The sequence below is a fragment of the Chelativorans sp. ZYF759 genome, from assembly GCF_012911015.1.
Classification (GTDB): Bacteria; Pseudomonadota; Alphaproteobacteria; order Rhizobiales; family Rhizobiaceae; genus ZYF759.
This window is the reverse complement of the sequence record NZ_WVVV01000001.1, coordinates 52,023-73,465: the sequence shown is the minus strand read 5'-3', so window position 1 is coordinate 73,465 and position 21,443 is coordinate 52,023. Positions and strand designations below refer to the sequence as shown.

Below are 21,443 nucleotides of genomic sequence, written 5' to 3'. Positions count from 1 at the left end.
GTTCAGGAGCGGGTGGACTCGATGCCTTCAAACGCGGCTTCCACGGCGCGTTTGGTTTCCTCGCGGATGGACCGGCTGCTTTCCAGCACGTTCGCGATCTTGAGGAAGTCGAGAACCTTGTAGCGCGAAACCGCGGGGCGCAGCAGGATGTGCGGCCGCCATTCCTTCAGCTTCAGCGCCACGACCTGCTGCATGACGATCTGGCTCGCCCCGATGCTCAGATCGATCGTGTTGGGAATCTTCGGGCTCTCCGCAACGGGTGCGCCGACGACATCCACGGCGATCACGATATCGGCGCGGTCGCGCAGGAGATCGAAGGGAACGGGGTTCGAAAAGCCGCCGTCAATCAGAAGCCGGCCCCTGTGCTGGATCGGCCGGAATACCGCCGGGATCGCAGACGACGCCGCCAGCGCGCGCGGCAGATCGCCTTCTTCCATGACCAGCGTCTCATGGGCGTAATAGTCGGTGGCGGCCACCCGCAACGGGATCGCGAGTTCGGCGAAGGTTCCGGGGATGGATTCCGGCAGGAACGAGCGCAGGATTCGCTCTACGTTGAACTGGCCGAGGCGGACGCCTCCCTCCACGAGTTCCGAAATGCTCGAAGGGCGCGAGCGCCAGATCCGGCTCAGCACCTCGGCCTTCTGGCCGAGCGTCTCCTCGGCGAACTCGTGGATGTCGCGACCGCTCATGCCAGCCGCGACACCGGCCCCGATGATCGAGCCGATCGAGGTGCCGGCCATCACGGTGGGCCGGATACCCATCTCGTCCAGCGCCTCGATGACGTGGATGTGGGCCAGACCTCGTGCGCCGCCGCCGCCGAGCGCGACGCCGACCGTCGGCCCCGAATGTTCGCGGCCCTTGGGCGGCGCGCTTTTCCGGTCTGCAAGGCGTGCGGGCATGTCCGGCTCCGGCAAGAGGCGCGCGTTTGGCTCAGCCTGGTTCGGCGGTGCTGGTCCTGGCCGGTCCGATCACCAGGACCGCGGGGTCGGCCGTCAGAAGCCGCCGCGCTGCCGCGTGAGCCTGATCGCGCGTGACCGCGTTGATGAGTTCCTCGCGCCGCGCAATGTAGTCGATGCCGAGCTCGTTGCGCTGCAGTTCCACGAGCGTGCGGGCGACCGAGGAGGAGGTGTCGAGATTGTTGATGGCATAGGCACCGATGAGATAGCGTTTCGCATCCGCCAGTTCCTCGTCCGTCGGGCCCTCCGCGATCATCCGCGCGATTTCGGCTTCGATGACCTCGATCGCTTCCTCCACGCGGTCGGAGCGTGTCGAGGTCGAGATGTTGAGGGAATTGGAGTAGTCGTCCGTCCGCAGCCAGGAACCGATGCCGTAGGTCAGCCCGCGCGCCTCGCGCACTTCGTTGAAGAGACGCGAGGAGAACGACCCGCCACCCAGTATGTGGTTCATCAGGAAGGCGGCGAAGAATTCGTCATCGTCGCGGGCAAGCCCGGGAAAGACCAGCTGCAGGGTCGACTGCGGAAGCGCGAACTCGAACGCCACCTCCTGCGCGAGTTCGGGTTCGACGGGTTCGATCTCGGCGAGATCGGCTTCCTCGGGCAGGTCGCCAAAGACATCGTCGAGCACCTCGCCGAGCGTGCCGGCATCGATGGCGCCGACCACCGCGACGTTGAGATTGGAGCGCGCGAAGAGGCGCTCATGGAGCCCGCGCACGTCCTGAGGCGTGAGGGCGGCCAGCGTGTCGCTCGTCCCTTCGTCGGAGCGCCCGTAGGGATGGTCGCCGAACAGCGCGCGCGCGAAGGCCTGGCGGCCCTGGTGGTCGGGATCGCGCTCGCGCGACTGGATGCCGGTCAGGATCTGGGCGCGGATCCGCTCGAAGGGGGCGTCGTCGAAACGCGGCTCCGTGAGCGCCAGGCGCAAGAGGTCGAGCACCTCCTCGCGGTCTTCAGCCAGCATGCGGATCGAGCCGTGGATCACGTCGCGCGAGGCCGAGAAGCTGAGCTCCCCGCCGGCATCGTCCATCCGCTCCTGGAACGCGGCCGACTCCAGGTCGCCCGCGCCTTCGTCGAAGAGCCCGGTCATGAGGTTCGCGAGACCCTCCTTGCCTTCAGGCTCCTGCACGCTGCCGCCAGCAAAGGAGAAGCGGATATTGATGATCGGAACGGTGTAGTCCTCGACCAGCCAGGCCGTGATGCCCTTTTCGGACGTGACTTCCTGGATGTCGACATCGGCACGCGCCGCCATCACCACCGGGAAGGTGACGAAGGCGAGCGCGAGGATCACGATGCTCAGCGCCCGGAACAGCCCGTCCTGGACCGCTCGCAGATTCATCTCGGTGGCCCTGATCATGACGGCTCCTGTTCGCTCGGGAGAAGATATCCGGTAACGGCCGGCCCATCCATCAGATGGCGCCGGGCGGCCTCCTGGACGTCCTCGGGGGTCACTTCCCGCAGGCGATCGGGCCAGTCGAGAACGTCCTCCACCGATGAGCCGGTCGTCAGCGAGGCACCAAACATGCGCGCCATGCCGGACTGGCTGTCGCGCGCGAAGATGGTGGAGCGCAGAAAGCGGCGCTTGACCGCCTCCAGTTCGCGCTCGGTGACGCCTTCATCGATAATGCGGCCCAACTCGGCCAGAAGGGCCTCTTCCACGTCTTCGACCGAAGCCTCGCCGCGCGGCGTGCCGTAAAGGACGAAATTCGTCGTATCGAGTGAGGTGCCCCTGTAGAAGGCACCGGCGGAAGCCGCGATGCCCTGGTCAACGATCAGCGACTGATGGAGCCGGCTGCGAACGCCGTCGCCAACCACCGCAGCGAGGAGGTCGAGTGCCTCGGCCTGCCCGGGCTCGGCCATGCTGTAGGAAGGCACCAGCCAGTACATGCTGACGCTGGGAGTTCCCACGCGCTCGTCGCGCAGCGTGACGGTCCGCGCGGCGGCCTGCGGCGGCTCCTGGACGCGTTGACGCTCCACGATGGCATCGTTGGGCGGCACCTGGCCGTAGCTTGCTTCCGCCATGGTCCGGACCTCGTCCGGATCGACATCGCCCGCCACGATCAGGACCGCATTGTTGGGCCCGTAGAAGCGGCGATAGAATTCCTTGGCCCCTTCGAGGTTCATCTCCTCGATCTCATGCATCCAGCCGATGATCGGAATGCCGTAGGGGTGATGCTGGTAGAGCGTTGCGTTGATGGCTTCGCCCAGCATGGCGCTGGGGTTGTTGTCGATACGCTGCACGCGCTCCTCGATAACGACCTGCAGCTCGGGCAGCACGACTTCGTCGGTCAGGGCCAGATTGACCATCCGGTCGGCTTCGAACTCCATCATGGTTTGCAGCTGCGCGGGCGCGACCTGCTGGAAATAGCCGGTGAAGTCATAGGAGGTGAACGCGTTCTCGCGCCCGCCGACCTCCGCCACGCGCCGCGAGAATTCACCCACATCGTGGTTCTCGGTGGCCTTGAACAGGAGGTGCTCGACAAAATGCGCATAGCCGGAACGGCCGAAATCCTCATCCGCGCTGCCCACCCGATACCAGAGCATGTGGGTAACCACGGGCGCCCTGCGGTCCGGGATCACCACCACCTCCAGACCGTTGTCGAGGGTAAAATCAACCACCTCCGGCCGGTAGGAAGGTTCTTCCGTCTCGGACGCCTGAACGGAAGGCATCAGCAGCGCGCCTGCGAGGAGGGCGGCGCCGAGCAGCTTCGGCAACTCAATGGACATCATGCGGTGCTCCCGAAATTCGCCTGCTCCAAGAGATAGCGGCACTGAGATATGCCTTAAAGCATGCGGGAATGACATCTGCGTCAACTGACAGCAGAGCGTGACCAAAGTCAGGCACGTTTCATAAAGTGTGTCGCGGTGTCGCCATAGACGCGTCTCTCGACGAGTTCGAAGCCGTCCACGCTCTTGAGCTCATGGTCGGCGGTTTCCTCGACCACGCAGATCGCGTGCGGGGCGAGCCATCCGCCAGCCAGCGCCGAGGCCAGCGCCTTTTCCCCAAGGCCTTTTCCATAGGGTGGATCGGCGAGCAGGAGATCGAAGGGAGCCATCGTTCCGACAACGCCCAGACGCGTGGCGTCCCTGCGGAAGAGCTTCGAGCGGCCCTGCAGGGCAAGGGTCTCGACATTCGCGCGGATGAGACCTCGGCCCTCCACCGATTCCTCGATAAAGAGCGCGAAGGCGGCACCGCGCGAAAGCGCCTCGATGCCCAGCGCGCCGGTGCCGGAGAAGAGGTCGAGCACCCGGCCGCCCTCCAGCAGGCTGCCATAGCGATGCGTGATCACGTTGAAGAGGGCTTCCCGCGTGCGATCCGTGGTCGGCCGTATCGCGTCTGAACGTGGCGCAGCCAGCGTGCGCCCGCGGAATTCACCGCCCACGACGCGCATGCCTACTTGTCCCGACCTGGCTTGCGCGGAGCGGGGCGGGGCTTGCCCGCGTAACGCCGACCTTCGTTCTTCTCCGCCATTTCGGCCGCCTTCTTCTCGCCGAGCGGCCGTGCGCCCGGTGCCATCCAGACATGGGTTCCGCGCTGCCGTTGTTCGCGATCGTCCGGTTTGGCCGATCTGGGCGGCTTGCCACCTGGTCCGGATTTATCGTTGCGCCCCTTGCGATCGTCGTCCCGCCCGCGCCCGGGGCGCGTGCTGAGCTTGCCGAGCGCGGCGGTGCGAACCTCGTCCCGGCTGGGCTTGCGTCCTGGTGTCCGCGGCGCTGCCGCATCCGCTTTCTGTCGCGGGGCCGACACGGTCTGCGTCTTGCCCGAGAACGGTCGCAGGATGGGGGCGTCGAAATTCGCGCCGGCTTCCGCCACCAGCTTCTCGCCCAACTGCTCGCGCAGCGTCGCGCCGTTGATTTCCTTCAATTCGCCATCCGCCAGTTCGCCGAGCTGGAACGGACCGTAGGAAATCCGGATCAGACGCGTGACGTCCAGGCCGAGTGCGCCGAGCACGTTCTTCACCTCTCGGTTCTTGCCCTCCCGCAAGCCGAGCAGGAGCCACGCATTCGAGCCCTGCACGCGTTCCAGGCTCGCTTCGATGGCGCCGTAATAGACGCCGTCGACCGCGATGCCCTCTTTCAGCGTTGCGAGCTGCGCCTCGTCGACCTTTCCATGAACCCGCACGCGGTAGCGGCGCAGCCACCCCGTCGCCGGCAGTTCCAGCTGGCGGGCAAGGCCGCCATCATTGGTCAGAAGCAGAAGGCCCTCGGTGTTGATGTCGAGCCGACCGATCGTGATCAGCCGGGGCAGGCCCTCGGGCAGCTTCTCGAAGACTGTCTGCCGGCCTTCCGGGTCGCGACTGGTGGTCACCACGCCTTGCGGCTTGTTGAAGAGGAACAGGCGTGTGCGTTCGATCGCGGGTATCGGCTTGTCGTCGATCTCGATGCGATCCGCGAAGGAAACGTTGATTGCTGGCGAGGACAGGACGTGGCCGTTGAGCTTGATGCGGCCCGCGGCGATCATTTCCTCGGCGTCGCGTCGCGAAGCAACACCCGCGCGCGCCAAGCGCTTTGCGATGCGCTCGGAGCCGCCCAGCGTTTCGGTACCAGCCGGCTGTGCAGGTGCGGCGGGCTTGCGGAAGGGCTTGCCACCCGGGCGCTCCTTGCGCGCCGCGAACGGGGTCTCGCCATCGCGGCCCGGCTTGCGCCCGAAAGGCTTTGCGCCAGCTGGTCTGGGACCCGCCGGCCGGGAATCCTTCGATTTCGAGAAGGGCTTCCCGCCTTTGCCCGCCGGCTTCTGGCCGCGCGGACCGTCGAACGGTTTGCGCGGTCCGCCTTTTCGGGGTCCTCTTGGAGAATCGTCGGTCATGGTGGCCTTCATCAGTGGAGAAGGGTAACTAGCAAACGCAAATGGCGCTTGCGAGGAAAATAGCATTGCCCGGACCTGCCGTCAGACCGGATTTCATGGAGATCGCCCTTGCCGAAGCGGAGGCCGCGGCGGGACGTGGCGAAGTGCCGGTCGGCGCGGTCGTCGTTCAGGACGGGGCAGTCATTGCGCGTCACGGAAACCGGACGCGCGAATTCAACGATCCGACCGCCCATGCCGAGATTCTTGCAATCCGCGAGGCCTGCGCAAAGACAGCCTCGGAGCGCCTGCCCGACTGCGATCTCTACGTAACGCTGGAGCCGTGCGGCATGTGCGCGGCGGCGATCTCTTTTGCGCGCATCAGACGTCTCTATTACGGCGCCGAAGATCCCAAGGGCGGCGGCGTGGTCCATGGACCACGCTTCTTCGCCCAGCCCACCTGCCACCATGCCCCGGACATCTACTCGGGCATCGGCGAGGTTCGTTCTGCCGCGATCCTCAGGGAATTTTTCAGAAGCCGGCGCTAGGCCTCAGAGCCACGGTACCCAGTCGCGCCATCCGCCGCTGCCGGAGGCGCGCCGGACCTGGCGCTCCTTGCGCCACTCGTCCTCACCCAGTTGATCTGCGGGCGCGGAAGCGGCGGGCGTCCGGTAATCCACCGGCGGTTCGCTGAGATAGCGACGCGTGTTCGGGCTGCCGGCGCGCGATGCCGCACGGCGCTGGAATTCGGCACGCTGCTGCTGCGGCGTCAGATTCTCCCAGGCTTCCGGGTCGTCCGGCACTTCCGGCAGCGTGCTCGTGGGAGCCTGGACCGGTGCGCGGTAGAAAGGGTTGTCCTGATTGGCGGTGGCCTCCGAGCGAATGCGCGCCAGGCGCTGCTCGGGACCCTCCGGCCAGTTGCCCGACGTGCGGGTCGCCGGATCCTGAGGCGTCGGCAGGACGGTCGTCGAGGCGGGGCGCACCAGTTCCGGACGCGGCTGATACGCGATCGGCTCGCGGCGCTCCGATGATGGAGCAACCGCGCTCGATACATCACGGAAAAGCTGCTCGGTCGCCGGGGTGTCCGTGCCGTAGGTCGGCCCCATGCAGCCCGAAAGTGCCAGGGCGGAGAGGCCGATAAGCCCGCCTGTGAGCGTTGTGCGCCTCATGTCTGTCCTGCCCCTCATATCGAAATCTTGAGATCGGTCATTGCCGTCAAAGGCGGCAACCGCGCTCGACCTTCCCCGATAATGGGGCAAGAGCAAGGCGCGTTCGTTGCCGTCTTTTACCGTAGCGTGCCCCGAAGCGCAAATGGAGGCTTTTTGAGCTTCGGGCGTTGCGTATCGGCACCACCAGCCGGCCCTAGAGCCGGCCGAGGGCCTTCAACTCCTGAAGGGCGGCGGCGTCGCGGGCCGAGACCTCCGGATAGTCCGGATCGGAGCCGACATCGTCGGTATAGCGCCAGGACCGGGCGCATTTGGTGCCTGTGGCGCGCGCGAAGACCACGCCGACACCCTTGACCTCGTCGAGCGCAAAGGCGCCTTCCGGGGCGGGCGTATCCAGCACGGTCAGCCCGCTGGTGATGCAGATTTCGGCCATGTCGCGGTCGGCGATCGCCGCGCGCAGGTCGGCATCGGTGATGTGGACGACGGGAGCCGCCTCCAGCGAGGAGCCGATGGTCTTGGCCGCCCGCTCGATCTCCAGCGCGCCGGTGACGACGCGGCGAACCTGGCGCACCTTGCGCCATTTGGCGGCAAGCGCCTCGTCACGCCATTCGGCCGGCGTCTCACGGAACTGCTCCAGATGCACGGACGCCGCATCCGGATAACGCTCCAGCCACGCCTCTTCCGCGGTGAACGGCATCATCGGCGCCAGCCACGTCACCAGCCTGTCGAACAGACGGCGCACGACGACGATCGAGGCCTTGCGGCGGGTGCTCGACGGCGCGTCGCAGTAGAGCGTGTCCTTGCGGATGTCGAAATAGAAGGCCGACAGCTCGATCACCATGAAGTCGAGCAGGGTGCGCGCGATGCGCTTGAAATCGAAATTGTCGTAGCCCTTGCGGACCACCTCGTCGAGTTCGGCGAGCCGGTGCAGCATGAGGCGCTCAAGTTCCGGCATGTCGGAAAACGCCACCTCCTCGCCCTCGTCATGGGCGAGCGTGCCGAGCATCCAGCGGATCGTGTTGCGGAGCTTGCGATAGGCGTCGACATTGGTCTGGATGACGTTCTTGCCGAGACGCTGATCCTCCCAATAATCGGTCGTCATGACCCAGAGACGCAATATGTCGGCGCCCGACTGCTTCATGACGTCCTGCGGCACCACCGTGTTGCCGAGTGACTTCGACATCTTGCGTCCGTCCTCGGCCATGGTGAAGCCGTGGGTGATCACCGTGTCGTAGGGCGCGCGGCCGCGCGTGCCGCAGCTTTCGAGAAGCGAGGAGTGAAACCAGCCGCGATGCTGGTCGGAGCCTTCCAGATAAACGTCGGCCGGCCATTTGAGGTCGGGCCGGTCTTCCAGCGTGAAGGCATGGGTGGAGCCGGAATCGAACCAGACATCGAGGATGTCGCGGACCTGATGCCATTTGGCATGGTCGTGGTCGTTGCCCAGGAAACGCTCCTTGGCGCCCTCGGCAAACCAGGCATCGGCCCCTTCGGCCTCGAAGGCTTCCAGGATGCGGGCGTTGACGGCCTCGTCCTTCAGCACCTCGCCCTGATCGTCGGCGAAGACGCAGATCGGCACGCCCCAGGCGCGCTGGCGCGACAGAACCCAGTCGGGACGGTCCTCGATCATGGCGCGCAGGCGCGCCTGGCCGGCCGCCGGCACGAAGCGCGTGGCGTCGATGGCGGCCAGCGCGCGGGTGCGAAGCGTGTCGTTTCCTGCGCTCACGGCAGTCTGCTGCGCAGACGCCTCCGCGGGGGCGGGCGAAACGTCGCCCGGCGCCCGGTCGGGCGCTTGGCCTTCCCCGGGAAGGCCGTAGCCGCCCAGATCCTTGTCCATGTGGACAAACCATTGTGGCGTGTTGCGGAAGATGACCGGCTTCTTGGAGCGCCAGGAATGCGGATAGGTGTGCTTGAGGCGGCCCCGCGCAAACAGCATGTTCTTGGCGATCAACGCCTCAATGACGGCCTTGTTGGCGTCGCCCTTCTTGCCGTTGTCGTCGATGACGCGGGCAGCGCCGCCCTCGCGGTCCGGCCCGAAGCCCGGTGCGTCCTTGGTGAAATAGCCGGCATCGTCGACGGTGAAGGGGATCTTCGTGTCGATGCCGCGCGCACGAAGATCGGGCGCCTGCTCCATCCACACGTCAAAGTCCTCGCGTCCGTGGCCGGGCGCGGTGTGCACGAAGCCGGTGCCCGCGTCGTCGGTGACATGGTCGCCGGGGAGGAGGGGGACATCGAACTCGTAGCCACCTGCGAGGCCGCGCAGGGGGTGGGCGCAACGGAGGCCCGCCAACACCGTCCAAGGAACTTGATAGAGCCGCTCCGCGCCGACTTTTGCTTTCGTCAAGCATTCATCAGCCAAACTGTCCGCCAGTATCACGCGTTCGCCCGGCTGCGGCCCGAAGTCGTTCTCAGCTTCAGTGATCCTGTAAAGCCCGTAGTCAACCCGACGGGAGAACGAGATGGCTCTGTTGCCTGGGATGGTCCACGGAGTGGTAGTCCAAATAACGACTGCGTCGCCGGGATACACTCGGTGCATTTCTTCGTCAGTCGGCGGGTCCGACAATTCGACCCCGCCCCAGGTTGGACCTGCTCCGCCTCTTGCAGCGAGTACCGGAAACTTCACCCAGACCGTGTCGCTCTCATAGTCCTGATACTCGACCTCGGCCTCCGCCAGCGCGGTGCGCTCGACGACGCTCCACATCACGGGCTTGGAGCCGCGATAGAGCTGGTCGCTCATGGCGAATTTCAGCAGTTCGCCGGCGATGCGCGCCTCGGCGTGGAAGTTCATGGTCGTGTAGGGGTTGTCGAAATCGCCGACGATGCCCAGCCGCTTGAACTCCTCCGTCTGGACCGCGATCCAGCCCTGCGCGAAGTCGCGGCATTCCTTCCGGAATTCGTTGACCGGCACCTGGTCCTTGTCGAGCCCCTTGGCGCGGTACTGCTCCTCGATCTTCCACTCGATCGGCAGGCCGTGGCAGTCCCAGCCGGGCACATAGTTGGAATCGTAGCCGCGCATCTGGAAGGAGCGGGTGATGACGTCCTTCAGCACCTTGTTCAGCGCATGGCCGATATGGATGTTGCCATTGGCGTAGGGCGGACCGTCATGGAGGACGAATTTCTCGCGGCCGGCGGCATCCTCGCGCAGACGGCGATAGAGGCCCATCTCCTCCCAGCGCGCCACGATCTTCGGCTCCTTGTCGGGCAGCCCGGCGCGCATGGGGAATTCGGTCTGGGGAAGGTTGAGCGTCTTGGAATAGTCGAGCTTGTCGGCGGTGTCGGTCATGGTCTTGCCGTGAATTGGCCCGGTCGGGGCAGGGTCGTCGAAAACTGGCGGAGGCGCGTGCAGACGCGCGGAATGTCCCGGACCCTCCGGCGGTTACCGGAAGGCCGGGCCCATAATTCGCAGGCAAGCCGACATCTGCATGGGGTGCATGGACATGGGCCGGCTTTTACCGGAGCGGTCGAAGATAATAAAGAGCCGATTCCCAGGTCAGCGCAGGGAGAAATCGAAACGGTAGACCGCCGAAGTCCCGATGGTGAACTGGTTGCGCGATCCGCGCTCGCGCACGAGCGAGGAATTTGCGGCCGGCCCCATCAGCCTGGCATATTCGCCAAACACGCTGGTCTCGAGCGCGTCGGTCGCCTGCCACGTGACGGCACCGCCAAGGCCGAACGACTTGAAGCCGCTGGTCGGGCTGTATTGGCTCAAGCCGGAAGCCGCTGCCTGCGCGGGTCCCACGCCGTAATAGGCCTGGTAGTATCCCTGCGAGGCCCAGGCGAGGCGCGGCCCGCCGGAAATGCGGATCGTGTCGCTGAAGTCGAGAAATGCGTCGGCCGCCAGATCGACCACGACGCCATCATGGGACCGGATCCCGCGCCGCATCTCGGCGCGCAGTCGCACGAAGTCCGTCGGGTAGACGTCGACGAAGCCGCCAAGTTCGCCGCCGAAGCGCACCGTGGACAACCCCGCCAGGTCGCGATGTGTGCTTCTGTCGCGGCCCCAGATGAACTTCCCGGCCACGCCTGCGCGAATGAAACCATTGTCGACGATGCCGAGCGAAATATTGTCGTTGCGCGAGGTGAAGCGCGCCGCAGGGCCGTGCCTGCCAAGTGAGATCATGGGCTGGAAGGCGAATTGGTTTCGGGCCGCTCCTTCGAAGCGCGGGGCATGGAGAACGGCACCGCCGACCTTGAGGTACCAGTCTCCCGAAATCCAACCCTGCGAGGTCGTATTGTCCTGATAGCCGTACTGGGCGTCCTGCCATTGTCCGGCGGGCTGGTCGAATGCCAGCGCCGTCGACGAGGCGGATGCGGCCAGCATCACAAGGCCGGCAGCGAGCAGTTTATACGATCTGGACAAATCTTCCCCCGGGCTGCGAAAAATCATTCTGTTCAGGACGCCCGCAAATTGCATGCTTCCCGTAAAGTTTGAATGAATTACGTTTTCAAGCGCTCTCGGATCAGCGTTCCGAGGAAAATGACAGCGCGAGATCGAGTTCGGACAGGGGCCGCACCCGCGCCAGCGCCGCGCGCGCCTCTGCCGCATCGCGGTCCATCTGGGCGACCAGCGCCTCCAGCCCGTCGAATTTCTCCTCGCCCCGCAGGAAACCGAAGAACGAGACGTCGCAGGTTTCTCCGTAGAGATCGCCTTCGAAATCGAAGAGGAACGTCTCCAACAGAGGAGCGCCATCCGCGGTGACGGTCGGTCTCCGGCCAAAACTTGCCACCCCGTCATAAAGCGAGCCATCGGCGCGCCGGAACCGAACCGCGTAGATGCCGTGCGCCAGCGCAGTTTCGCTCGGCAGCGTCATGTTTGCGGTGGGATAGCCGAGCGTGCGTCCGAGCTTCTGGCCGTCGATCACTTCAGCCTCGACCGTGAAGCGATAGCCGAGCAGCCCGGCCGCTCCGGCGACGTCGCCTTCCTGGAGGAGAGGCCTGATCCTGCTCGACGAAATGATCTCCGCGCCTTCGTCGCAGAAGGCATCGACCAGCCGGACATCGAAACCGTGGCGCCTGCCCGCGTCTGCGAGAAAGGCCGGATCGCCCTGGCGGTTATGGCCGAAATGGAAATCGAAGCCGGTAACGGCCACCGAGATTCCGAGTTCCCCGACCAACACGTCCGACACGAAGGCTTCGGCCGAGCGCTCCGCGAAATCGCGCGTGAAGGCAAGTTCCACCACGCCATCGAAACCCATCAGTTCCAGCAGCCTGGCCTTCATGGCGGCCGGTGTCAGGCGGAACAGAGGTGTGGCGGGATTGAAGAATGCCCGCGGATGAGGCTCGAAGGTCAGGGCCAGGACGGGCAGGCCCGCGGCGTCGGCATCTGCAAGAGCATGGGACAGAACCGCCTGGTGCCCGCGATGGACACCGTCGAAATTGCCTATTGCCGCCACCGCGCCGCGAAGGCTCTCTGGCAGGGCCTCGCCGGCACTCAGCCGCACGAAAGGAGTTCGTCCTGAACTCACTTCAACCTCGGTATGGAGGCCAGTGGCCGGTAACCGTGAGATTCGAGAAAGGCGGTGAGCTTTTCAGGATCGGGTCCGCTTTCCCCGGCATATTCGTGCGCATGAATGCCGGTCGTCACGTAGAGGAGATCGAAGCCATTGTCGACGGCGCCCTTGACGTCCGTCAGCACGCCGTCGCCGATCGCGAGGACCTTGTCCAAGGGCACTTCTTTGCCCGTGATTTCGGCTGCCGCAGCAAGGGCTGCCTCATAGATCGGGCGATGCGGCTTGCCGGCGATCAAGGTGCGACCGCCGAGCCGTGCATAGTCTCGTGCCAGGGCGCCCGCGCACCAGATCAGGCGGTCTCCGCGCTCCACCACGATATCCGGATTGGCGCAGATGAAGGGCAGGTTGCGGCCGCGCAGGAGGGGGAGGAGTTCCGCATAATCGTCCGGGGTCTCCACGTCGTCATTGAACGGACCGGTACATACAATGGCGCCGGCCTCCGGATAGTCCACCATCTCCACGTCGAGGCCATCATAGATGATGAGATCGCGATCCGGGCCGATGTGGTAGATCTTCCGGGGACCTTCCTCGATGAGCCTGCGGGTGACGTCGCCCGAGGTGATCACACTGTCCCAGGCTTCGTCGTCGACGCCCAGAGACTGCAACTGGGCAATGACCGAAGGGTGGGGCCGGGGCGCATTGGTGATGAGGATGACGGTCTTGCCCTGTTCGCGCTGACGCACCAGGGCAGCGACGGCTTCGGGTGACGCGGCGATCCCGTTGTGAAGCACGCCCCAGACATCGCTCAGAATGACGGAGTAGGCGTCGGCGATCTCGTCGAGCGTATCGATCATTCGGGACATTGGGCCTCTGCTTTCGACCTGGGAACTTCATCTTCGGGGCGGCGACCGGAATTAACCGAAGCCGTTCGGGCTGTCACGAGGTTTCAGTTAACCCTCGTCCGCTAGAATGTCTGGCTGAGCGATGTGAGCGCTGCTGCGCTTGTGGAAAGGGACGGGAACGGACCTATGGGGATTGTCTGCGTGCGCGGCCGGGGGCCAGCCGCGCCATGCTAGATTTCTCGGCAAGCGGGCCAGCCCTGCTCCTGTTGGCCGGGCTGGCAGCTCTGTTTCTGCTGCATGTGTGGCGGAGCGACAGGCGCATTGCGTCTCTGGAGCGCCATCACGCCAATCTGGCCCGATCCATCGATACGATCATGCGCGCGCCGCGCAGGTCTGCAGAAAGCGAAATCCAATCGCAGGCATACCCTGCCCACCGAATGCCGGACCCTGTCGCTTCGCCGCCCCCCGCGATCAGCTTGAGGGAACCGGGCGAACCCGATCGTTCGGCGGTGGAAGCTCTATCGGCTGTCCGACCCGAGGCCGAAACCAGTCTTGCTCTTCCGGACCGCGGAGCCCTTGGCCCCGAGGACCAGGAGGCCGTAGCCAGAAAACTTGCCGTCATGATCGCCGAGGATCGGATGGAGATAAGTCTCCAGCCGATCGTATCGGTCTCGCGCGGTCAGTCCGTCGCATTCGATATCCTGACCAGGGTCGATCTGCCTGACCTCGGACAAGTGCACCTCAAGCGGATCGCTATCGGCGGCGCACTCGATCCCGTCGATTTCGACATGTCGATGTTTCTCGTGGCGGTGGACACAGCGCGGCGACGCATGGGCAGCGTGAGCGAGCGCATGAGGTTGCATCTGTCGCTCTCGCCGGATGTCCTGCGCCATGAGGAAGCTGTTGCCGACATCTGCGCGCTCGTGGATCTCCATCCGGGAATTGCGCGATCGATGGTCCTTTCGCTGCCGGGGACGGCCGCGCGCCACCCGGATCTGGCGCGGGCAGCGCGCGCGCTCTCCGATGCCGGCATGGCATTGGCGCTGGACTCGGATGGCAGCACGATCCATGCCGATAACGGCCTGCCCCCGCTCCAATATGTAAATGTCGAAGCGCAGGTCCTGATCGCTCTCGCCGACACGATGGATATTGGCACTCTCGATGACCTGTGGGCGCGCATCTGGCCGGGGGCCTGTCCACCGATCATCGCATTGGGCGTCAGGGCGGAGGAAACCGCATTGCGCCTCATCGATCTCGGTGTCGATCTGATGGCGGGCGACTGGTTCTCGCCGCCACGGCGCATGAGTCGCGGTGACCCGCATCTGGCCCATGGCCAGGAGGGAGGCAGACCGACTTTGGGGTGACGCCTGGGCGTCCAGCCGGCTAAGCAGTCGTTGACGAAGTCTCGCCGATTCTCCGGGTCGCGCGAAGCAATCCTTAATCTCGCTCTGGCAGGATGGCCTGATATATTTGGGTGCTGGGTTGAGGAAATGACCTTCTTACGCTTTCTCAGGGACACGCGCGGCAACTACGCGATGATGACGGCTCTGCTGATGGTGCCGCTTCTTGGCGCTCTTGCCCTGGGCGTGGACTATACGGAAATGTCGCGGCAACGGCAGGTGACGCTCCATGCGCTCGACGCAGCCGGCATTGCCACGGCGCGACGGATTCTCGAAGGTGCCAGCGAGGCCGAAGCCCTTGCCTATGCGCAGCAATTCTTCGCCGCCAACCTGCGCAGCGTCGAGGCGTCCAAAGTGACGCTGCGGGTTCAATTGCCCTCCCAGCAGGCAGGGCGCGAAACGCTGAAACTTGATGCCGATCTCCGGTACGATCCCTTCTTCCTCCCTTCCTTCATCATGGGAACCGCCGACAGCGCCGAGAGCCTGACTTTCAGTGCGCATTCCGAGATACGTCTCCAGAACACGCTCGAGGTCGCCCTTGTGCTGGACAATTCCGGCTCGATGGATTTTGTCGGGACCGGTTCCGGCCGCAAGCGGATGGACCTGCTGAAGGAAGCAGCGACCGAACTCGTCACGACGATCGCGCAGAGAGCGCAGCAGATGAAGCAGGTTGCCGAGCCGGTGCGCTTCTCCGTCGTTCCCTTCTCCGGCACGGTCAATGTCGGTGCCCAGAATGCCAGCGCGTCCTGGATGGACACGCAGGGACGGTCACCCATTCACCACGAGAATTTCGACTGGTCCACGATGGGCGCTCATGACACCAACCGGCGTGTCGAGAAGGATGGCGATGTCTTTCGCAAGCGCGGCACCGGGTGGGGAACAGAGGTAAACCAGATCGTCACGCGCTTCTCTATGTTTGACGAAATCAAGCGCGTCACCGGCACGCAAACCCAGCAGACCCAAGTGTGGGGATGCACACAATACTGGTGGGGCACGAACATATGCCGCACCAACGGCTGGGTTACCACGACAGAGCAGGTTCCCGTTCTGGGACCTGCCACCAGTTGGGCAGGATGTGTCGAAACCCGCCCCGGGACGTTGGCCTATGACGTGACGGCGCCCAGCAGCCAGCATCCGTCTTCGCTGTTCGTGCCGATGTTTGCGCCCGACGAGACCGATAACGAAGATAGCTGGCGGCGCGACGCGATGGGCAACTGGTGGAAGGACATGACGAGCGGCACCGACGCCCAGCGTCAGCGGTTCATGCCCAAATATTTCCAAGCCGCGCCCTTGGGTTCCGACTTCATGGGAACCGACAAGGGGCCGAACGCCATGTGCACGACCACGCCCATACTGCCCCTGACGGATGTCTCGACAACGGCTGGCGTCAACACGGTGAAGAAGGCGATCACCGACATGCGGGCCCTTGGCGCGACCGACATTCCGGAAGGCACCGCGTGGGGGTGGCGCACGTTGAACAGTGCGGCGCCTTTCACCCAGGGGCGGCCGGAGCATGAGCGCGGCAACGACAAGGTGCTCATCGTGCTGACCGACGGGTTCAATACCTACTACACACCCAATTCGCTCGGCTACAACGACCTGGCCAACAACCGGTCCATTTACTCCAACAAGGGCTACACCGGCGTCAACGCACCCGGCGCCAACCGCACGCGGCTGTTCCAGAACACGACAGTGACTGCCACCACGCACACCAACGCCAATTTCACGACCGCCATGAACCAGCATCTCGACAGCGTCTGCGAGGCAGCGAAGGCGGCGGGCATCATCGTCATGACGGTGGCGCTCGACCTCAGCTCCAGCGTGGCCGACGAGCGTGAGGCGATCAACGCCATGACCCGATGCGCATCCGACTCGCGGTTCCGCCGTGACCCCAACGATCCCACCAAAGCGGCCAAGCTTTTCTGGAATGCGAATGGCAGCAATCTGGCCGACAAGTTCCGCGAGATCGCTGACGAACTTTCCAATTTGCGCATCGTTGGCTAGAAGAGGCGCGTAGCCATCCCGCAGGCAAACGACCGGAGGAGGTCTTTCTCCGGTCGCGGCCGCGCGATCCCGGCACGCGCGTCTTCCCTTTTTCTTGACAGCCCAGCCGCGAGCCACTATCTCCACAGCGCATTAGCACTCCCCATGAGTGAGTGCTAATAGCCCGCTTCCGGCCTGGCCGGGCGGACCAGATATTTTCATCCGATTCAAGGATAGACAGACATGGCTAAGACGAAATTCCGCCCGCTCCATGACCGTGTGGTTGTGCGCAGGGTCGAGTCCGAGGAGAAGACCTCCGGCGGCATCATCATCCCCGACACCGCCAAGGAAAAGCCGATGGAAGGCGAAGTCATCGCCGTCGGCCCCGGCGCGCGTGATGAGGCCGGCAAGCTGGTCCCGCTCGACGTCAAGGCCGGCGACCGCGTGCTGTTCGGCAAGTGGTCCGGCACCGAAGTCAAGCTTGATGGCCAGGAGCTCCTCATCATGAAGGAGTCGGACATCATGGGCGTCGTCGCCTGAGGCGCAAGCCAGAACCCAATTCAACGAAACCTATGAAAGGGCTTCACGAGAAGCCCGGGAGCAGGAACAAATGGCTGCTAAAGAAGTAAGATTTTCCCGCGATGCCCGCGAGCGCATGCTGCGCGGCGTCAACATCCTGGCCGACGCGGTCAAGGTCACGCTCGGCCCCAAGGGTCGTAACGTCGTTCTCGACAAGTCCTTCGGCGCACCGCGCATCACCAAGGACGGCGTCACCGTCGCCAAGGAAATCGAGCTTGAGGACAAGTTCGAGAACATGGGCGCCCAGATGGTGCGCGAAGTGGCGTCGAAGACCAACGACATCGCCGGTGACGGCACCACCACTGCCACGGTCCTGGCCCAGGCCATCGTGCAGGAAGGCCACAAGGCCGTTGCCGCTGGCATGAACCCGATGGACCTCAAGCGCGGCATCGATCTCGCCGTTACCGATGTGGTCGCCCAGCTCGTCAAGTCGGCCAAGAAGATCAAGACTTCCGAGGAAGTCGCCCAGGTCGGCACCATCTCCGCCAATGGCGAATCCGAGATCGGCCAGATGATCGCCGAGGCGATGCAGAAGGTCGGCAACGAGGGTGTCATCACCGTCGAGGAAGCCAAGACCGCTGAGACCGAACTCGAAGTCGTCGAAGGCATGCAGTTCGACCGCGGCTACCTGTCGCCCTACTTCGTGACCAACCCCGACAAGATGGTCGCCGAGCTGGATGATGCCTACATCCTCCTGCACGAGAAGAAGCTGTCCAACCTGCAGGCGCTGCTGCCGGTTCTGGAGGCTGTCGTCCAGTCGTCCAAGCCCCTGCTGATCATCGCCGAAGACGTCGAGGGCGAGGCGCTTGCCACGCTCGTCGTCAACAAGCTGCGTGGCGGCCTGAAGATCGCCGCCGTCAAGGCGCCCGGCTTCGGCGACCGCCGCAAGGCCATGATGGAGGACATCGCGATCCTCACCGGTGGCCAGGTCATCTCCGAAGACCTCGGCATCAAGCTCGAGAACGTGACGCTGAACATGCTCGGCCGCGCCAAGAAGGTCTCCATCACCAAGGAGAACACGACGGTTGTCGACGGCGCCGGCAAGAAGGGCGAGATCCAGGGCCGCGTGGCTCAGATCAAGGCGCAGATCGAAGAGACCACGTCGGACTACGACAAGGAGAAGCTGCAGGAGCGTCTGGCCAAGCTGGCTGGTGGCGTTGCGGTCATCCGCGTCGGCGGCTCGACCGAAGTCGAGGTCAAGGAACGCAAGGACCGCGTCGACGACGCGCTCAACGCGACCCGCGCTGCTGTCGAAGAGGGCATCGTTCCGGGCGGCGGTACCGCTCTGTTGCGCGCCTCGGCCTCCATCAAGGTGACCGGCGCCAATCCCGACCAGGATGCCGGCATCAACATCGTGCGCCGCGCACTGCAGGCACCTTGCCGCCAGATCGCGACCAACGCCGGTGCCGAAGCCTCCATCGTGGCCGGCAAGATCCTTGACAACAAGGGTGCCACCTTCGGCTACAACGCCCAGGCCGACGAATATGGCGACATGATCGCCATGGGTATCGTCGATCCGGTCAAGGTCGTGCGCACCGCGCTCCAGGACGCAGCCTCCATCGCGGGTCTGCTGGTCACCACCGAAGCCATGATCGCCGAAGCTCCCAAGAAGGACTCGGGCGCGCCGGCAATGCCGGGCGGCGGCATGGGCGGCATGGGTGGCATGGACTTCTAAGTCCAGCCTCCGATCCCAAACATCAAAGGCCCCGCCGGTTCATCCGGCGGGGCTTTTTCGTGCGCGGCTTGCCCGCCGGAGGCATTCGCGCCAAGGTCGCCGCAAAACCGGAGGGGACGATGTCGATCGAAAAGCTCTTGTGGTCGCAGGACGCGACCGGTCTGGCCGAACTGGTGCGCGACGGCGAAGTCGAACCGCGTGAACTGGTCGACGCGGCGATCGCACGTGCCGAAAAGGTCAATCCAGAAATCAACGCGATCGCCACGCCGCTTTTCGAACGCGCGAGAGCCATGGCCACCAAGGTCGACCGTAACGCGCCGCTGGCAGGCGTGCCCTTCGCGCTCAAGGATCTGGGCCTGGCCGTAAAGGGGGTTCCCACGCGCCACGGCAGCCGCGTCCCGCCCTTCACACCCGATTTCGATTCCGTCCTTACCGAGCGATATGTGGCCGCCGGTCTGATCCCGATTGCCATGTCCACCACGCCCGAGTTCGGCCTCAAGCTGATGACGGAGTCGGCCGCCTTCGGCGCGACGCGTAGCCCTTGGGACGTCAACCATACTTCCGGCGGTTCCTCCGGCGGCGCTGCGGCACTGGTTGCAGCCGGTGTCGTGCCGGCCGCCCACGCCTCGGACGGCGGAGGATCGATCCGTGTGCCAGCCGCCACCACAGGTCTCGTGGGCATGAAGGTTTCGCGCGGGCGAGTTCCGGCGACGCCGCTCGCCAGCGAAACCTGGTTCGGTTTCGTGGTCGATCATGCCGTGACGAGATCGGTGCGCGACAGCGCGCTGCTGCTTGATCTCTGCCATGGACCGGATGCGCTGGCCCCTTATGGCGCCCGCCCGCCGAAAGGCACGTTCTCGCAAGCTGCCGCTCGCGATCCCGCAGGGCTTTCCATCGGCCTTTTCCGACGCTCGCCACTTGGGCTCGAAGTGTCGAGCGAAACGGACGCTGCCCTAGACCACGCGGCCGATCTCGCGCGGGAAGCAGGACATCTGGTGGAGGAAATCGACCTGCCGATGATCGGACGCGCCTTCATGGCCGATTTCTGCCGCGTCGTTACCGCGTCGATCGCCGGATTGCTGCGCACGGAGGCGGCCCGCAGCGGTCACGCCGTGCTGCCCGACCTGGAAAGAGCCACCCGGCTGCTCGCCCGTCTCGGCGATCTGATTCCCGCCGGCGAGCTCTACGCCACGCTGGACCGGCTGCATGCGGCCTCGCGTGCGCTGATCGCCCACACGGCGAAATATGACGCCGTGCTGATGCCGATCATCGCGCATCCGCCGCTGGCCGTGGGCGCGATGGATGCCAGGGGCGCGGACGAGTTCCTGGAGAAGGCGCTCGATAGTCTTCGCCTGACGCGCCTCTTGCGCATCGACGCGCTGTTCGGGCAGCTGATGGACAAGTCGCTCTGGTTCACCCACTGGCCGGCGATCCAGAACGTGACGGGCCAGCCCGCCATCGCGCTGCCGGTCCATGTAACGGCGGAAGGGCTCCCGCTCGGCATACAGGCGGTGGGGCGCCCGGGCGACGAGGAAACGTTGTTCTCGCTCGCGGCACAGATGGAACGGCAGTCGGGCTGGCTTCACCGCCGGGCGCCGCTGATCTTGCCCGAAGGCTGAAGCCCGGCAATTGCGATGGCGGGCGTTTGCAGCTAAGACCCCGCTGCCTATCCGCCGGAGTATGCCTTTCATGACCGCCGACAATTTCTCCGACCCTTCCGAGCAGGCTCGCCTTCTGTCCGAGGCGCTGCCCTTCATGCAGCGCTACGAGAACAAGACCGTGGTCATCAAATATGGCGGTCATGCCATGGGCGATCCGGCGCTCGGCCGGGCATTCGCCCGCGACATCGCGCTGCTGAAGCAGTCGGGGGTGAACCCGATCGTCGTGCATGGGGGCGGACCGCAGATCGCGGCGATGCTCAAGAAGATGGGCATCGAATCGCGCTTCGAGGGCGGCCTCCGGGTCACTGACGAGAAGACCGTCGAGATCGTGGAAATGGTCCTGGCCGGCTCGATCAACAAGGAGATCGTGGCCCTCATCAATGCCGAGGGCGAATGGGCGATCGGCCTGTGCGGCAAGGACGGCAATATGGTCTTTGCTGAAAAGGCCCACAAGACCGTGCGCGATCCGGACTCGAACATCGAGCGCGTGCTCGATCTAGGTTTCGTGGGAGAGCCGGTGGAGGTGGACCGGACGCTTCTCGACCTTCTGGCGCGCTCCGAGATGATTCCGGTCATCGCGCCGGTGGCGCCAGGCCGCGACGGGCACACCTACAACATCAACGCCGACACATTCGCAGGCGCCATTGCTGGCGCGCTTTCGGCGACCCGGCTCCTGTTCCTGACCGACGTGCCGGGCGTGCTGGACAAGGACGGCAAGCTCATTGACGAACTGACGGTGGCGCAGGCGAGGGCATTGATCGCCGACGGCACCATCCATGGTGGCATGATTCCCAAGGTGGAGACCTGCATCGACGCCATCGAGCGCGGGGTCGAGGGCGTCGTTATCCTGAACGGCAAGACGGCCCATGCCGTGCTTCTGGAAATATTCACCGAGCACGGCGCCGGCACGCTGATCGTGCCGTAAGTGCAGGACCATTCGGTTTTTGGCCCTTGCCG

General features: G+C 64.8%; 17 protein-coding genes. 7 read left to right on the top strand and 10 right to left on the bottom strand.

Translation table 11 applies throughout. From position 1 onward, the window contains the following. Nucleotides 1–2: 2 nt before the first annotated feature. The 5 genes from GRZ55_RS00335 to GRZ55_RS00315 form a co-directional block, all read right to left on the bottom strand. The gene (locus GRZ55_RS00335) at nt 3–899 is read right to left on the bottom strand and encodes a patatin-like phospholipase family protein (protein ID WP_169284892.1); all 897 of its coding nucleotides are present in this window, start codon (nt 897–899) and stop codon (nt 3–5) included. A gap of 31 nt (nt 900–930) precedes the next feature. Further along, entirely contained in the window at nt 931–2,307 is a 1,377-nt protein-coding gene (locus tag GRZ55_RS00330; protein WP_246734439.1) for a pitrilysin family protein, read from the bottom strand. After that, nucleotides 2,304–3,680, bottom strand: a complete 1,377-nt coding sequence (locus GRZ55_RS00325) for a pitrilysin family protein (RefSeq protein WP_169284891.1) — start codon at nt 3,678–3,680, stop codon at nt 2,304–2,306. Before GRZ55_RS00325 ends, GRZ55_RS00330 begins: the two co-directional genes overlap by 4 nt. Before the next feature lie 107 nt (nt 3,681–3,787). Further along, the gene (gene rsmD / locus GRZ55_RS00320; RefSeq protein WP_169284890.1) at nt 3,788–4,342 is read right to left on the bottom strand and encodes a 16S rRNA (guanine(966)-N(2))-methyltransferase RsmD; all 555 of its coding nucleotides are present in this window, start codon (nt 4,340–4,342) and stop codon (nt 3,788–3,790) included. Nucleotides 4,343–4,344: 2 nt separating this feature from the next. Further along, on the bottom strand, nt 4,345–5,757 hold the full coding sequence (locus tag GRZ55_RS00315; protein WP_169284889.1) for a pseudouridine synthase: 1,413 nt from the start codon (nt 5,755–5,757) through the stop codon (nt 4,345–4,347). A 95-nt stretch (nt 5,758–5,852) separates the two neighbouring features. On the opposite strand from GRZ55_RS00315, the gene GRZ55_RS00310 reads away from it, so the two are divergent. Next, entirely contained in the window at nt 5,853–6,281 is a 429-nt protein-coding gene (locus GRZ55_RS00310; RefSeq protein ID WP_169285537.1) for a nucleoside deaminase, read from the top strand. A gap of 3 nt (nt 6,282–6,284) precedes the next feature. On the opposite strand, the gene GRZ55_RS00305 is transcribed toward GRZ55_RS00310, so the two are convergent. From GRZ55_RS00305 to GRZ55_RS00285, 5 genes are all read right to left on the bottom strand, one after another. Further along, nucleotides 6,285–6,902 carry a hypothetical protein gene (locus GRZ55_RS00305; protein ID WP_169284888.1) on the bottom strand — a complete coding sequence of 206 codons (618 nt, stop codon included), beginning with the start codon at nt 6,900–6,902 and terminating at the stop codon, nt 6,285–6,287. A gap of 193 nt (nt 6,903–7,095) precedes the next feature. After that, nucleotides 7,096–10,179 (bottom strand): isoleucine--tRNA ligase, encoded by a 3,084-nt coding sequence (gene ileS / locus GRZ55_RS00300; protein WP_169284887.1) that lies wholly within the window; start codon nt 10,177–10,179, stop codon nt 7,096–7,098. A 207-nt stretch (nt 10,180–10,386) separates the two neighbouring features. Next, nucleotides 10,387–11,256: a MipA/OmpV family protein gene (locus tag GRZ55_RS00295; protein WP_246734438.1), complete on the bottom strand. Its 870-nt coding sequence runs from the start codon at nt 11,254–11,256 to the stop codon at nt 10,387–10,389. A 100-nt stretch (nt 11,257–11,356) separates the two neighbouring features. Next, the gene (locus tag GRZ55_RS00290) at nt 11,357–12,337 is read right to left on the bottom strand and encodes a bifunctional riboflavin kinase/FAD synthetase (RefSeq protein ID WP_169284886.1); all 981 of its coding nucleotides are present in this window, start codon (nt 12,335–12,337) and stop codon (nt 11,357–11,359) included. A 20-nt stretch (nt 12,338–12,357) separates the two neighbouring features. Continuing rightward, the gene (locus GRZ55_RS00285; RefSeq protein WP_169285535.1) at nt 12,358–13,200 is read right to left on the bottom strand and encodes a TIGR01459 family HAD-type hydrolase; all 843 of its coding nucleotides are present in this window, start codon (nt 13,198–13,200) and stop codon (nt 12,358–12,360) included. A 608-nt stretch (nt 13,201–13,808) separates the two neighbouring features. Here GRZ55_RS00285 and GRZ55_RS00280 point away from each other — a divergent pair. The 6 genes from GRZ55_RS00280 to argB all read left to right on the top strand — a co-directional run bounded on the left by GRZ55_RS00280 (nt 13,809) and on the right by argB (nt 21,411). Continuing rightward, a complete protein-coding gene (locus GRZ55_RS00280) occupies nt 13,809–14,552 on the top strand; it encodes an EAL domain-containing protein (protein WP_169284885.1) in 744 nt (247 codons plus the stop codon). Nucleotides 14,553–14,678: 126 nt separating this feature from the next. After that, a complete protein-coding gene (locus tag GRZ55_RS00275; RefSeq protein ID WP_169284884.1) occupies nt 14,679–16,592 on the top strand; it encodes a TadE/TadG family type IV pilus assembly protein in 1,914 nt (637 codons plus the stop codon). A 222-nt stretch (nt 16,593–16,814) separates the two neighbouring features. Continuing rightward, nucleotides 16,815–17,111, top strand: coding sequence for a co-chaperone GroES (gene groES / locus GRZ55_RS00270; protein ID WP_169284883.1), 297 nt, complete (start codon nt 16,815–16,817; stop codon nt 17,109–17,111). A gap of 70 nt (nt 17,112–17,181) precedes the next feature. After that, on the top strand, nt 17,182–18,825 hold the full coding sequence (gene groL / locus GRZ55_RS00265) for a chaperonin GroEL (RefSeq protein ID WP_169284882.1): 1,644 nt from the start codon (nt 17,182–17,184) through the stop codon (nt 18,823–18,825). A 119-nt stretch (nt 18,826–18,944) separates the two neighbouring features. Then, nucleotides 18,945–20,444, top strand: a complete 1,500-nt coding sequence (locus tag GRZ55_RS00260; protein ID WP_169284881.1) for an amidase — start codon at nt 18,945–18,947, stop codon at nt 20,442–20,444. 70 nt (nt 20,445–20,514) lie between these two features. Then, nucleotides 20,515–21,411, top strand: a complete 897-nt coding sequence (argB, locus tag GRZ55_RS00255; protein ID WP_169284880.1) for an acetylglutamate kinase — start codon at nt 20,515–20,517, stop codon at nt 21,409–21,411. The last annotated feature ends 32 nt before the right edge of the window (nt 21,412–21,443 follow it).

Bases quoted from the DNA above. Each gene is read 5' to 3' on its own strand.
- GRZ55_RS00335 (WP_169284892.1), bottom strand. From the start codon at position 899: ATGCCCGCACGCCTTGCAGACCGGAAAAGCGCGCCGCCCAAGGGCCGC.
- GRZ55_RS00330 (WP_246734439.1), bottom strand. From the start codon at position 2,307: ATGATCAGGGCCACCGAGATGAATCTGCGAGCGGTCCAGGACGGGCTG.
- GRZ55_RS00325 (WP_169284891.1), bottom strand. From the start codon at position 3,680: ATGATGTCCATTGAGTTGCCGAAGCTGCTCGGCGCCGCCCTCCTCGCA.
- rsmD (WP_169284890.1), bottom strand. From the start codon at position 4,342: ATGCGCGTCGTGGGCGGTGAATTCCGCGGGCGCACGCTGGCTGCGCCA.
- GRZ55_RS00315 (WP_169284889.1), bottom strand. From the start codon at position 5,757: ATGACCGACGATTCTCCAAGAGGACCCCGAAAAGGCGGACCGCGCAAA.
- GRZ55_RS00310 (WP_169285537.1), top strand. From the start codon at position 5,853: ATGGAGATCGCCCTTGCCGAAGCGGAGGCCGCGGCGGGACGTGGCGAA.
- GRZ55_RS00305 (WP_169284888.1), bottom strand. From the start codon at position 6,902: ATGAGGCGCACAACGCTCACAGGCGGGCTTATCGGCCTCTCCGCCCTG.
- ileS (WP_169284887.1), bottom strand. From the start codon at position 10,179: ATGACCGACACCGCCGACAAGCTCGACTATTCCAAGACGCTCAACCTT.
- GRZ55_RS00285 (WP_169285535.1), bottom strand. From the start codon at position 13,200: ATGATCGATACGCTCGACGAGATCGCCGACGCCTACTCCGTCATTCTG.
- GRZ55_RS00280 (WP_169284885.1), top strand. From the start codon at position 13,809: ATGATCGCCGAGGATCGGATGGAGATAAGTCTCCAGCCGATCGTATCG.
- GRZ55_RS00275 (WP_169284884.1), top strand. From the start codon at position 14,679: ATGACCTTCTTACGCTTTCTCAGGGACACGCGCGGCAACTACGCGATG.
- groES (WP_169284883.1), top strand. From the start codon at position 16,815: ATGGCTAAGACGAAATTCCGCCCGCTCCATGACCGTGTGGTTGTGCGC.
- groL (WP_169284882.1), top strand. From the start codon at position 17,182: ATGGCTGCTAAAGAAGTAAGATTTTCCCGCGATGCCCGCGAGCGCATG.
- GRZ55_RS00260 (WP_169284881.1), top strand. From the start codon at position 18,945: ATGTCGATCGAAAAGCTCTTGTGGTCGCAGGACGCGACCGGTCTGGCC.
- argB (WP_169284880.1), top strand. From the start codon at position 20,515: ATGACCGCCGACAATTTCTCCGACCCTTCCGAGCAGGCTCGCCTTCTG.